General features: G+C 62.1%; 9 protein-coding genes. 7 read left to right on the forward strand and 2 right to left on the reverse strand.

The features are described 5' to 3' along the window. Positions 1 to 17 precede the first annotated feature (17 nt). Both GTP58_RS01680 and GTP58_RS01685 read left to right on the forward strand, forming a co-directional pair. Complete coding sequence (locus GTP58_RS01680) at positions 18 to 401, forward strand: RidA family protein (RefSeq protein ID WP_161076031.1); 384 nt, start codon at positions 18 to 20, stop codon at positions 399 to 401. Continuing rightward, complete coding sequence (locus GTP58_RS01685) at positions 398 to 1,639, forward strand: FAD-binding oxidoreductase (protein WP_161076032.1); 1,242 nt, start codon at positions 398 to 400, stop codon at positions 1,637 to 1,639. The genes GTP58_RS01680 and GTP58_RS01685 overlap by 4 nt, the downstream gene beginning before the upstream one ends. Before the next feature lie 40 nt (positions 1,640 to 1,679). Here the strand turns inward: GTP58_RS01685 and GTP58_RS01690 are convergent, their stop codons facing one another. Both GTP58_RS01690 and GTP58_RS01695 read right to left on the reverse strand, forming a co-directional pair. Then, positions 1,680 to 2,147, reverse strand: coding sequence for a DUF1854 domain-containing protein (locus tag GTP58_RS01690; protein ID WP_072780896.1), 468 nt, complete (start codon positions 2,145 to 2,147; stop codon positions 1,680 to 1,682). Between the two features lie 4 nt (positions 2,148 to 2,151). Continuing rightward, positions 2,152 to 4,422: an ABC transporter ATP-binding protein gene (locus tag GTP58_RS01695; protein WP_161076033.1), complete on the reverse strand. Its 2,271-nt coding sequence runs from the start codon at positions 4,420 to 4,422 to the stop codon at positions 2,152 to 2,154. 205 nt (positions 4,423 to 4,627) lie between these two features. On the opposite strand from GTP58_RS01695, the gene cphA (GTP58_RS01700) reads away from it, so the two are divergent. The 5 genes from cphA (GTP58_RS01700) to GTP58_RS01720 all read left to right on the forward strand — a co-directional run bounded on the left by cphA (GTP58_RS01700) (position 4,628) and on the right by GTP58_RS01720 (position 13,786). Next, positions 4,628 to 6,790 (forward strand): cyanophycin synthetase, encoded by a 2,163-nt coding sequence (cphA, locus tag GTP58_RS01700; protein WP_161076034.1) that lies wholly within the window; start codon positions 4,628 to 4,630, stop codon positions 6,788 to 6,790. 20 nt (positions 6,791 to 6,810) lie between these two features. Continuing rightward, positions 6,811 to 9,381 (forward strand): cyanophycin synthetase, encoded by a 2,571-nt coding sequence (gene cphA, locus GTP58_RS01705; RefSeq protein WP_161076035.1) that lies wholly within the window; start codon positions 6,811 to 6,813, stop codon positions 9,379 to 9,381. 141 nt (positions 9,382 to 9,522) lie between these two features. Then, positions 9,523 to 12,381, forward strand: a complete 2,859-nt coding sequence (locus GTP58_RS01710; RefSeq protein ID WP_161076036.1) for a type VI secretion system Vgr family protein — start codon at positions 9,523 to 9,525, stop codon at positions 12,379 to 12,381. A 9-nt stretch (positions 12,382 to 12,390) separates the two neighbouring features. Beyond that, on the forward strand, positions 12,391 to 13,302 hold the full coding sequence (locus tag GTP58_RS01715) for a DUF4123 domain-containing protein (protein WP_161076037.1): 912 nt from the start codon (positions 12,391 to 12,393) through the stop codon (positions 13,300 to 13,302). A gap of 34 nt (positions 13,303 to 13,336) precedes the next feature. Beyond that, positions 13,337 to 13,786, forward strand: a complete 450-nt coding sequence (locus GTP58_RS01720) for a DUF3304 domain-containing protein (RefSeq protein ID WP_161076038.1) — start codon at positions 13,337 to 13,339, stop codon at positions 13,784 to 13,786. Positions 13,787 to 13,796: the final 10 nt, after the last annotated feature.

Genomic DNA, 13,796 nt, shown 5'->3' on the forward strand with positions numbered 1-13,796 from the left:
AATTTCCGAGGCAATGTATGAGCAATAACAATCTTCCCTTTTCCAAATGGCGCCGCGCTGGCGGCCTGGTGTTCCTGTCGGGCGAGTTGCCGCTTGGGCCGGATGGCGCCATGCCATCCGGTATCGAAGCCCAGACCCGGTTGACGCTGCAGCGCATAGCTGCAACGCTGGAGGGCGTAGGTCTGGCTCTGCGTGACGTCGTGCAGGTCACGGTCTACCTGACGCACGCTGAGGACTTCGCGGCTTTTAACGCTGTCTACCAGCAGCATTTCACTGCGCCGTACCCGGTCCGCACCACCGTCGTTGCGCCGCTGGTGCTGCCCGGCGCGCGCGTTGAGATCACCGTGGTTGCCGCAGACAGCGCCGACGCGCAGCCGCAATCCGAGGTGGCAAGCCGATGAAGCGGCCGATACTGGTGATCGGCGCCGGCATGGTGGGAACCTGTACTGCGCTTGAGCTGGTGTTACGCGGGTATGCCGTGACCTTGCTGGACCGCCGCATGCCGGGGCAGGAAACGTCTTACGGCAATGCCGGCGTGATTCAGCGGGAAGCGGTGGAGCCGTATCCGATGCCGCGCAGCGCCGGTGCGCTGCTGGCGGCGGCGCTGGGCCTGGCGCCCAGCGTCAATTACCATCCGCTGTTCACGCTGGCGGTGCTGCCCAGGTTGTGGCAATACTGGCGCGCCTCGGCGCCCGGCCCTCACGCGGCAATCAGCCGCCACTACGCTGCATTGATCGCCCATGCGACCAGCGAACATGAGCGCCTGCTGCACCTGGCCGATGCGGACGATCTGGTGCGGCGCACGGGGCTGCGTCTGGCTTTTCGCAGTGGTAAGCCGTTTGCGGCGGCGTTGGCGGAGGCTGAACGTCTGCAGCGCATGTATGGCATCGATTACCGCGCGCTGGACGGTGCGGAGCTGGCACGCGCCGAGCCGGGATTTCGCACGACGCTGGCCGGCGCGGTGCATTGGTCTGATTCGTGGAGTGTGACCGACCCCGGCAAATTGGTGGAGCGCTATGCCGCGCTGTTCCGGCAAAGCGGTGGGCATTTTGTGCGTGGTGATGGATTGACGCTGCGGCAGCGCGGCGCGGCATGGCAGGCCGACAGCATGGACGGCCCTGTCGACGCCGCACAGGTGGTGATCGCGCTGGGACCTTGGTCTGACAATCTCATTCGCCGATTCGGCTATCGGCTGCCGCTATTCGTCAAACGCGGCTACCACCTTCACTACACAGGCGGCGCCATGCCGTCGGTTCCCACGCTGGATGCGGAACGGGGGTATGTGATGTCACCCCAGAGCCGTGGCTTGCGCATCACAACCGGCGCTGAAATCGCCGGCGTTGATGCGCGTCCCACGCCGCGCCAGCTGGCCCAGGCGGAAGCCTCCGCGCGCCAATTGCTTGACCTGGGCACGCCCGTTGAATCAGCTCCGTGGATGGGCAGCCGCCCCTGCGTGGCTGACATGCTGCCCGTCATTGGGCCGGCAGGCCGTCATCCCGGCCTGTGGTTCAACTTCGGCCACGGCCATCAGGGGTTCACATTGGGGCCGGCAAGCGCGCGCCTGCTGGCCGACTTGATTGAGGGCGGCACGCCGTTCATCAGTGCGGACGGTTATGCTCCGCAGCGGTTTGGAGGATAGCAGTAGATCGCCCAGCGCTGTGCCTGAGCGCTCATGCTTTCTACAGGAAGCGGTCGATGATTTTCTTGCTGTGCTTGTCCAGGTCGCGGATATCGCGGATCAGGTAGTGGATGCCGTGGATGTCGGAGATCAGCAGCGTGTCGACCGTCAGGCGGCGGATGTCTTCTTCGCCGCGCAGCACGAACTCGGTATCGCCGCGGTCCGTTGCGACGTTCCAGGTGCATGGCGTCGCAAAGCTGGTCACGCTGTTGATGCGCGAGATCTCCGGCATGAATTCGCGGCCGCCCAGTTCTTCGCTGACCAGCGCGCCAATGGCCGCTGGCAGGTCGCCGATACGGTCGATCCATGCTACTTCCTTGCCATCGCTGTTGAGCATCGAGATGCCGTCGTCCGGCGCCTGAACAGGGAAGGCGCGCACGGGCGATACGCCTTCGTGCACCACGCCAGCCGTGGTGGTCAGGACCAGGCGGCCAAAGGGATTGCGGGTCAGTTCAAATGTCGTCGTCATATGCTTATTCCTTGATGCCGTCGTTCAGATCGGCGTCGACATTGCGCGCCTGCGCCTGATACAGGCGGTAGTAGGCGCCTTTCTGTTCCATCAGCTCATCGTGCGGGCCATCCTCCACGACCACGCCGCGATCCAGCACGACCAGGCGGTCGGCCTTCTGCAGGGTGGACAGGCGGTGTGCAATCGCGATGGTGGTGCGGCCTTGGACCAGATTGTCCAGCGCTTTCTGGATTTCTTTTTCAGTCTCCGAGTCCACCGAGGCAGTGGCTTCGTCGAGAATCAGGATTTTCGGATCGATGAGCAGTGCACGTGCAATCGAGATGCGCTGACGCTCGCCGCCCGACAGGCCTTGCCCGCGCTCGCCGACCATGGAGTCATAACCTTGTGGCAGGCGCAGAATGAACTCGTGCGCGTGCGCGGCGCGTGCGGCGGCAATGATCTCTTCACGTGTCGCATCCGGTTTGCCATACGCCAGATTCTCGGCAATGGTGCCGAAGAACAGGAACGGCTCCTGCAGCACCAGGCCGATATTGCGGCGATAGTCCGACACGGCAAACGACCGGATGTCCACGCCATCGAGCATGATCGCGCCTTCCGCCACATCGTAGAAGCGGCAGATCAGGTTGACCAGCGTCGACTTGCCGGAACCCGAATGGCCTACCAGGCCCACCATCTGGCCTGCCTTGATTTCCAGGTCGATGCCACGGTTGACCGCGCGGTTACCGTAACGGAAGCCTACTTCGCGCAGCGTGATGTTGCCCTCGACCTTATCCAGCTTGACGGGCCTGGCCGGTTCCGGCACCGACGACACGTGGTCCAGGATGTCGAAGATACGCTTGGCGGCCGATGCCGATTTCTGCGTCACCGAGACGATACGGCTCATCGAATCCAGGCGGCCGTAGAAGCGGCTCGAATACGCGATGAACGAGGACAGCACACCCACCGTGATATGGCCCTTGGATACCTGGTAGATACCGAACACCCAGATCACCAGCAGGCCCAGCTCCGTCAGGAAGGACACGGTTGGCGAGAACAGCGACCACACGCGGTTCAGCTTGTCGTTCACCGCCAGATTGTGCCTGTTGGCGGTGCGGAAGCGCGACGCCTCGCGTGCTTCCTGCGCGAAGGCTTTCACCACGCGGATGCCAGGGATGGTATCGGCCAGCACGTTGGTCACTTCGCCCCACACGCGGTCGATCTTTTCGAAGCCGGTGCGCAGGCGGTCGCGCACAATGTGGATCATCCAGGCGATGAACGGCAGCGGCAGCAGCGTGAAGATGGCCAGCCACGGATCGATCGAGAACAGGATCACGCCGGTCATGACGATCATCAGGCAGTCCGACAGGAAGTCCAGCAGGTGCAGCGACAGGAACACGCAGATACGGTCGCTCTCGGAGCCGATGCGCGACATCAGGTCACCGGTACGCTTGCCGCCGAAGTACTCCAGCGACAGACGCAGCAAGTGTTCATAGGTGGTGGTGCGCAGGTCGGCGCCGATGCGCTCCGAGGCCAGCGCCAGTACATAGGTTTTGCCCCAACCGAAAATCCACGCCATCACGGCCGCGCCCACCAGGCCGGACATGTACAGCGCCACCAGCGACGGATCAACCTCTTTGCCGTTCTGGTAGGGGATCAGCACCTCGTCCATCAATGGGATGGTAAGGTAGGGCGGGATCATGTGCGCGCCAGTGGACAGCAGCATCAGCGCAAAGCCCAGCCCCAGCTGGAGTTTGTATGGCCGGGCGAAACGCCACAGGCGGAACAGCGTCCACGTCGATGGCGGCGTGTACACCACCTTGGTGCAGACCGGGCATTCTTCCTGGTCCGGCTCCAGCGGCGCCTTGCAGCTTGGGCAGATGTTTTTTTCTTCCTGCACCACCGGCTGGCCGGTCGAGTGGCTGTCGAGGTGGGCATCAAACTGTTCGATCAGGCGGATCGCCGCCAGGTTCTGGCCCAGCGTGAAACGCCAGGCGGCCAGGCGGCCTTGCTTATTCATCAACTCCAGATGGCCGACGCCAGCATGATCGTGGTGCTTGAGCATCAGATCCGGCGTAAAAGGCCACGATTGCCACGTGCCTGCACCCGGCGCGCGGGCTATCACGCGGCTGGCGGCGACCACCACTACACCCTTCGCGAAACGAAGTTGCTGATCCAGGTCAACCTCCAGGGCACTTACAACGTTTTCCCCTTGGGAAAGTTGTGCCTGTATCTCGGAACGCCAGCGTTCAGGGAGATCGCCAGAGCTTGATACGGTGGGAAGTTGTTCTGTTGTCATCGTGCGGCGTACTCCGAGGGGAAAAGGGCTGATACATCGGCGCATTTACGGTATTCTGTCAGTGATTAAACATTTGACAGAAAACAATAAAACCAGATGTTTTGCAGTAGCGGCAAGTATACCGCACAGCGGCAGGCCAAGGGTACAGGGTTTACAATACGGCGCGGGCTGGACAGGCCGATAACAAAGTTACAAGAATCAATACATGACTAAGAAGAAAGACATTGAAGTTCTCCGCGTAACCCATTTGCGCGGACCCAACATCTGGACCTATCGCCCAGTGATCGAGGCGTGGCTGGATATTGGCGAGCTGGAGAACTTCCCCTCGAATTTGTTGCCCGGTCTGTTCGAACGCCTGACGGCGATCCTGCCGGGCCTGATCGTCCACCGCTGCGGCGTGGGCGAGCATGGCGGCTTCCTGGAGCGTCTGCGCGACGGCACTTATGCCGGCCATATCCTGGAACACGTGGTACTGGAACTGCAAAACCTGGCCGGCATGAAAACCGGCTTCGGCAAGACCCGCGAAATCATCCCTGACAGTGGCCTGTACAAAATGGCCTTCCGCACCCGCCAGGAAGAAGTCGGCCGCGCCGCGCTGGCCGCTGGCCGCGACCTGCTGATGGCCATGATCGAAGATCAGCCTTATGACCTGGATGCTACCGTTGCCAAGCTGACCGACATGGTCGAGAGCCTGTGCCTCGGCCCAAGCACCGGCAACATCGTTGATGCCGCTGGCGTGCGCAAGATTCCCTTCATCCGCCTGACCGATGGCAACCTGGTGCAACTGGGCCATGGCGCGGCACAGCGCCGCATCTGGACTGCGGAAACCGAACACACCAGCGCGATTGCTGAAGGCATCGCCAGCGACAAGGACCTGACCAAGACCCTGCTGTCGTCCTGTGGCGTGCCGGTACCGGAAGGCGAACTGGTGACCAGCGCCGGACAGGCCTGGGAAGCGGCGCAGGACATCGGCCTGCCAGTCGTGCTGAAACCCTACGACGGCAACCATGGCCGTGGCGTCTCGCTGAACCTGAGCACCGAAGCCGACATCGCCGCCGCCTACCATCTGGCCGCAGAAGAGGGCGACAGCAGCAGCGTGATCGTGGAGCGCTTCATCGTCGGCGACGAGCACCGCCTGCTGGTGGTGGGCCGCCGCATGGTGGCTGCCGCGTCGGGCGAATCGCTGTGGGTGCATGGCGATGGCAAGTCCACCGTCGTGGAACTGTGCGATACGCAAATCAATACGGACCCACGCCGTGGCGACACCGAAGAATTCCCACTGGGTCTGGTGACGCCGCGCACCTCCGGCGAGATCGTACTGGAACTGCAGCGCCAGGGACTGACGCCGGATTCGGTTCCGGCCGATGGCTATAAAGTGCTGATCCAGCCGAACGGCAACGTGGCCGTGGATGTCACCGACAAGGTGCACCCGGAAGTGGCGGCCATGGCATCGCTGGCGGCGCGCATTGTCGGCCTGGACATCGCCGGCATCGACCTGGTGACGTCGGACATCACCCGTCCGCTGCACGAGACGGGCGGCGCCATCATTGAAGTCAATGCCAGCCCCGGCCTGCTGGCGCACCTCAAGCCTGCCGTGGGCGAACCACGCAATGTCGGCGAGGCGATTGTCGAGCACCTGTTTGGCGAAGAGACGGGCCGCATGCCGATCGTCGGCATCACCGGCAAGCACGGCACCACCGTGGCCTCGCGCCTGATCGCCTGGCTGCTGCAAATCAGTGGCAAGAAAACCGGCCTGGCGTGCGCCGATGGCCTGTTCGTCAATGGCCGCGAGCTGTCGCGTGATGGCCTGGGCGACTGGGAAACCGGCGAGCGCCTGCTGCTGAACAAGAGCGTCCAGGCAGGCGTATTTGAATCGAGCGCGCGCATGATCCTGAGCGAAGGCCTGGCCTACGACAAATGCGCCGTGGGCGTGGTCACCGACGTCAGCGATTTTGAAGAACTGAGCGAATTCCACATCGACAGTGCCGACAAGCTGTACAGCGTGCTGCGTTCGCAAGTGGACGTGGTGCTGCCGAGCGGCGTGGCGGTGCTGAACGCCGCCGATCCGCAAGTGGTGGAGATGGCTGACCTGTGCGACGGCGACGTGATTTTCTACGGCGTCGATGAACAGCTGGCCGCCATTGCCGCGCATCGCCAGGAAGACAAGCGCGTGGTGTTCCTGCGTGCCGACTGCATCGTCATGGCCGAAGGCAGCACCGAGGTGGCCAGCCTGCCGTTGTCGCCGCTGGTGCCGCCGGAAGCTGTGCTGGCTGCGATTGCCGCCGGCTGGGCGCTGGGCCTGACGCCTGAACTGATCGGCGCCGGTCTGCGCACCTTTGAGGCAGCCCCGAAGAACACGCATCACTGATCACTGAAAGAACAAGAAGAATGGAAGTTATACGCACCCGCGCCCTTCGCGGCCCGAATCTTTGGAGCCACCACACTGCGGTGGAAGTCATCGTCTCGTGCCCGCCGGAAGAACAATCGATCGCCACGCTGGCCGGTTTCGAACAGCGCCTGCGCGCACGCTTCCCGGCCATCGGCGCCCTGCATCCAACCGGTACCTCGGACGCTGTGGCGCTGGCACGCGTGCTGGAAAAGGCTGCACTGAGCCTGCAAGCGCAAGCCGGCTGCCCGGTCACGTTCAGCCGCACCACGGCTACGCTGGAAGACGGCATCTACCAAACCGTGGTCGAATACACCGAAGAAGCGGTCGGTCGCCGTGCCACCGAGCAGGCGGAAGCCCTGATCAACGCGGCGCTGAACGACACGCCATTCGACCTGGCTGCCGTGCTGGAAGAACTGCGCGACCTGGATGAAGACGTGCGTCTCGGCCCAAGCACCGGCGCCATCGTCAACGCTGCTGTGGCACGCGACATTCCTTTCCGCCGTTTGACCGAAGGTTCGATGGTGATGTTTGGCTGGGGCTCGAAACAGCGCCGCATCCAGGCGGCTGAAATGGATACCACCGGCGCGATTGGCGAAACCATCGCGCAGGACAAGGAGCTGACCAAGAAGCTGCTGCATGCCGCCGGCGTGCCAGTGCCTATCGGCCGCTCCGTGGAAGACGAAGCCGACGCCTGGAAAGCCGCACAGGAAATCGGCCTGCCTGTCGTGGTGAAGCCGAAGGACGGCAATCAGGGCAAGGGTGTTACGGTCAACATCATGACCAGGGAACATCTGGAAGCTGCCTTCCGCACCGCCAAAGAATTCCGTGACGACGTCATGGTTGAACGCTATCTGCCAGGCCACGATTACCGCCTGCTCGTGATCGGCAACAAGCTGGTGGCCGCAGCGCGCCGCGATCCACCGCATGTGGTGGGCGATGGCAAGCACACCGTGCGTGAGCTGGTCAACATCGTCAATGCCGATCCGCGCCGCGGCTCCGGCCATTCGACCTCGCTGACCAAGATCCGTTTCGACGACATCGCGATTGCGCGCCTGGCGCTGCAAGGCCTGGAAGCGGATTCGGTACCATCGCACGGCCAGCGCGTCATCCTGCGCAACAACGCCAACCTGTCGACCGGCGGCACCGCCACCGACGTCACCGATGACGTGCATCCGGAAGTGGCGGCACGCGCGGTGGAAGCAGCGCAAATGATCGGCCTCGATCTGTGCGGTGTCGATGTGGTGTGCGACAACGTGCTGGAACCGATTGAAAATCAGCGTGGCGGCGTGGTGGAAGTGAACGCCGCACCTGGCCTGCGCATGCATATCGCGCCATCGTTCGGCAAAGGCCGCGCGGTGGGCGAGGCCATCGTCAACACCATGTTTGCGCCGGGCGAGAACGGCCGCATCCCGGTAGTGGCGGTGACCGGCACCAACGGCAAGACCACCACCGTGCGCCTGATCGCGCACCTGCTGACCGCCAGCGGCCTGCGCACCGGCATGACCAATACCGATGGCGTCTACATCGAGGGCCGCCAGACCGACAGCGGCGATTGCAGCGGTCCACGCAGCGCGCGCAACGTGCTGCTGCATCCGGACGTGGATGCCGCCGTGTTTGAAACCGCGCGTGGCGGCATCCTGCGCGAAGGCCTGGCCTTCGACCGCTGCCAGGTGGCCGTGGTGACCAACATCGGCATGGGTGACCACCTGGGCCTGAACTACATCACCACCGTGGAAGACCTGGCGGTACTCAAGCGCGTGATCGTGCAGAACGTCTCGGAGCACGGCTTTGCGGTGCTGAACGCGGTGGATCCGATCGTGGCCGGCATGGCGGCGAACTGCCGTGGCAAGGTGATCTTCTTTGGCGCGGACCGTACGCACCCGGTGATCGCCACGCACCTGGCGCAAGGCTGCCGCACTGTTTACGTGGAAGATGGCCACATTGTGGCGGCGGAAGGGCGCGAGCAGCACACTATCCCGCTGTCGCAAGTACCGATCACGCGCAATGGCGCGATCGGCTTCCAGGTCGAGAACGTGATGGCATCGGTGGCGGCTGCATGGGGCGTGGGCATCAGCTGGGACGCGATTCGCCTGGGCCTTAAAACCTTCGCCAATGATTCCGATAATGCGCCTGGCCGCTTCAATGTGTTCGACTACAAAGGCGCCACGCTGATCGCTGACTACGGCCATAACCCGGACGCGATTCTGGCGCTGGTAAAAGCCGTCGAAACCATTCCGGCCAAGCGCCGCGTGGTGGTGATTTCCGGCGCCGGCGACCGCCGCGACCAGGACATCACGCAGCAGACCGAAATCCTCGGCCGCGCGTTTGACGACGTGCTGCTGTACGAAGACGCCTGCCAGCGTGGCCGCGTGGATGGTGAAGTCGTCGCGCTGCTGCGCTCCGGCCTGAACGGCGCACCGCGCACTTCGCACATTGAGGAAATCTACGGCGAATTCAAGGCCATCGATACCGCCTTGTCGCGCCTGCAGGACGGTGACTTGTGCCTGATCCTGATCGACCAGGTGGAAGACGCGCTGGCCCACATCGCCAAGCGCATCAAGGAAGTCTGAGGATTTCAGCTTCCTTCAAAAGCCGGCCTGCGGGTCGGCTTTTTTACGTCCGTGATTTTTGGTGAGATTGCAATTGAACGCGGGAATTTCTTTTCCCGAGGGATAATGTTAAAAAAGTAACTTGCTATCCCGCGTTTTAATATGCAAATCACAGCAATAACAGATCAGCTTGGCGCCGCGCTGGCCGCCTTTTCCAGTGTCAGCCGCCTCTACGCGCTGTCCATCGACGGTGACGATGCCAACTTGATGGTCGAAGCTTTCCTGGCTGACGATATGCTACAGGGGACGGGCCAGCGCGACATCATCGCGCTATCGACCAACGCCGGACTTCAACTGGCGCCGCTGCTGGGCTGCCAAGCCGCGCTGGAGGTCAGCCTGGCCGACGGCAGCCGCACTCAGTTCCGAGGCGAAATCACGCAAGCTGCCATGCTGGGTAGCGAAGGCGGCTTCGCGCGCTACCGGTTGCGGCTGACACCGTGGCTGTGGCGCCTGAGCCAGGTACGCAACAGCCGCGTATGGCAGGACAAGACCGTCACCGCCATCGTTGACGAAGTGTTTGACGCTTACGCGCCACTGGCCCAGTGGCGCTGGAGCGAAGAAACTGAACCATTCATGGCCGACGCAGTGGCACGCAGCTACTGCTGCCAATACCGTGAATCCGATCTGGACTTCGTACAGCGCCTGCTGACCGAGGAAGGCCTGGCCTGGCGCCTCGAACAACTGGACGACGGCGTCGGTGTGGTGGTGTTTGCCGACAGCAGCCAACAGACCGCGACACCCGAAGACGCCAGCAGCAAAGCGGGGGGCGGCATCCGCTTCCACGGCGTGCGTGCCGGCGAGGCATCGGACACGGTGCAGGCCTTGCAGAAGCGCCGCAGCGTGACCGCCTCGCTGACTACCTTGCTCAGCTACGACTACAAAGCCAAACAGGCCGTCAATGCCGGCGCACTATCGCGCCTGAAATCTGGCAAGCTGCCGCCGCTGGAAAGCTATGACATTCCCGGCCAGTACGCCTACACCAACAGCGCGCAGGCGCTGCGCTATGCGGATATCCAGATGCAGGGCAGGGAAGCTGCATCCCAGTTGTATCGCGGCCGCTCGACCGTTCGGACCATGGTGGCAGGCACGCGTTTTACGCTCACGCAGGGGCCGTTATCCGCCACGCCGGATGCTGCGCCATCCTATGTGTTGCTGCGCGTACGTAGCGTTGGCGTCAACAACCTGCCGTCGCCCGCGCAGCAAGCGCTGGCGGAATTGTTCGGTCCGATTCCAGAGCTGCTGCAAGAGATGGCCGGCCCGGCCGATGCCGACTTCGCATTGACCATCGCGCAGGCGCGCCAGACCGGCTACGCCAACAGCTTCGAGGCAGTCGCGTCGGATGTGATCTGGCGCCCGCAACTGCCGGGCAGCGATGGCCGCAGCCATCCGCGGCCTACCGCGCGCGGCGCGCAGAGCGCTATCGTCATTGGTGCGGACGGTGCATCGCAGGCGGCCGGAGCAGACGAGCTGTATTGCGACCGGCTGGGCCGCGTACGCATCCGGTATCACTGGCAGGACAACACTGACGCCACCTGCTGGGTGCGCGTGGCGCAGCGTTCGGCGGGCGGCGGCATGGGCAGCCAGTTCCTGCCGCGGATCGGCCAGGAAGTGCTGGTGCAGTTTATCGAAAACGATATCGACCGGCCCATCATCATTGGCGCGCTGTACAACGGCCAGGGCGAGGGCGGTGTCACACCGACGCCAGCCGGCAAAAACGATGCTGACAAGGCGGCACAGCCGTTCAATCCGGCTGGCGACCATTCACCATCGGCACAAGGCAATCTCGCTGGCGGCAACGGCCCGCTGTGGCATGGCGCTTCGTCCGATACCGCCGGACATCGCAACGCGGCGGCACAATGGGGCGTGCGCAGCAAAGAATTTGGCGGCCTCGGTTACAGCCAGCTGCTGTTCGATGACACCGACGCGCAAGGCCGCGTGCAATTACGCTCGACGCATGCAGCCAGTGAGCTGACCATGGGCCACCTGATCCACAGCGCCGACAACTACCGCGGCAGCCTGCGTGGGCAGGGCGCCGAATTGCGTACCGACGCCTATGGCGCGGTGCGTGGCGGTAGCGGCCTGCTGATCAGCAGCTACAAGATAAATCACGGCGCGGCTGCGCGTGATCCTGCCGGCGACAATGCGGGCGGCATCGCGCTGCTCAAGCAGGTCGTCAAGACAGGCGAGACCTTTAGTGATGCGGCCAAGACCCACCAGACGGTAGCGCTGGCGGGACACATAGGCGCAGCGCAAGCCAACGCCAGCACATTGGATGACAAGGCCGCACCACTGACAGCGATGCTCGCTGCGGTGTCTGGCATGGTCGGCAACGCCAGCGTGAGCGCTGCCAAGGCCGATGCGGCAGAGAGGAAGACCGCACCGGGCAAAGACAGCTTGCCGCACACCGGAGCGCCGATCATCGCCGTCAGCGGCCGCAGTGGCATCGGTGTGACTTCCGGCGCGGCGGTGCAGCTGGCCAATGGCGAGACCATCTCGCTCGTCAGCGGCAATGACAGCCAGTTCATTACGGGCGGACAGATACGCATGCACAGCGGGCAGGCAATCGGTGTGCTCGGTGGCGTGGTCAAACCTGGCGAGAACGGCCTTGGCATGCAGCTGGCTGCGGCCAAGGATGCGATAGACATGCAGGCGCAGGCGGATGAATTGAAGCTGCAGGCGCGGGATGAAATCAACATCGTCAGTACCAGTGCCGAGGTAGACTGGGCAGCGGCCAAACGCATCAGCCTGTCGACGGCCGGCGGCGCCAATATCACGATCGAGGGTGGCAATATTACGGTGCAGTGTCCGGGCAAGCTGACGATACATGCGGGCAAGAAGAGTTTTCTTGGACCGGAGAGACAGAATTACCCGTTGCCGATGCTGCCGATGAATGTGTGCAAGGCATGCCTGCTGGCTGCCTTGCGCGCCGGTAGTCCATTCATTGCACCAAACGCGGGCTGAGGTCGACCGATGTACTTTGCCACCAACCCACCTTCCGCCACGCTGCCACTCCAGATCGCGCAGGAGTTCCAGAATTTGAGCGATGCATCGCCGACACAGACGCTGCATCTGTTTGCATTGGTTGACTGCGCTTTTGATGAAGCATTTTTTAAAACGCATTATCGGCGCGTATTGGCGCGACAATCGCTCTATGCCGGCACAAGCCTGTCGGCGCTTGGTGCAGCGGCGCCCTATCTGCTGAGCGCACCCGATGGTGTTGAGGCGCGTACTGAATGGTTGAGGCGGTTGTTCACCATGTGCGAGGCCAAGCCCATGCTTAGTATCATCGCCAGCGCGCTGAGCTTAGACGAACTGGTGCGCCACATGCGCCCCTATCTGATTGTCATGACGCCAGATTCGATGGAATGGCCAGTGCGCTGGGGCGATACACGCGTGCTGCCCGCATTGCTTGACACGTTGGATGCACCGCATCGCAATCACTTGCTATCACCATTGGCGCGATGGTGGTCACCGGGACGGGATGGCGGATTGCTTAGCTGGCAGGGCGCGGCGGCACAACCGTCAGCAGTTGATTTTGACAAACTGCCCATCAGCGACGAGGTCTTCGCTAAGTTAGTAGCACTGCTCGAAGCGGATGCTGTGCTCGCCAATCTGTACGATAGCCAACCCGATCTGCTAGCAGCGAACAGTCCGGCGGAGTGCCATGCACGTGTGGCGAAAAAACTGCTGGTGGCCAGCGCCAACGGTATCGAAGCCGCTCCCGCTAGAGAACACTTCAGTGTTCTAGCGTTGATATTGGCGGACGATTTTACGCAGCAACCGGCCATGGCCCATCTACTGCATCGCACGTGTCAAGGAGCCGACTATAAAAATGAGATTACTTTACTACCTGAAGAGTTCTGGCAAGCTGTAGAGCGATAAAGATTCCTCTACCCATAACTAAAGAAAGAAAATAATGAAACGACTAGCATCTTTAATTTTCTTAGTATTAATTTCCACAATAGCGGGTTGCGCCAGTAATAATCTCCATGCGCAGCCGAGCGATAGAGCACCAGCTCAAGTTGGGATTGTCAATCACACAGGAAATTACATTTATTCAGCGTCCGTGGATGGAGCCGGTGGCGGTGGTATGGATCGGTGGGGAGCTGGAGTCGCCAATATATGCTGTGCCTCCATACCCCGAGTATGGCAGCCAGGCATGAAAGTGTTAGTGAGATGGAATATGCCAGTGGGTATTCAAGACGTTATCAAAGAGAAGGTCGTGGAAGTGGAGAAATATGATCGACCTGGTAGTATTTATATTCATTTTTTTCCTGATGATGAAGTGCGTGTAATCGTCACATCTATCGTGCCATATAATTCAGCGCACCCAATTCCTTATGCTGGTAATCCAAACGAAAAATAAACTTATTCTC

It is taken from the genome of Duganella sp. CY15W, from assembly GCF_009857555.1.
Lineage (GTDB): Bacteria > Pseudomonadota > Gammaproteobacteria > Burkholderiales > Burkholderiaceae_D > Rugamonas > Rugamonas sacchari.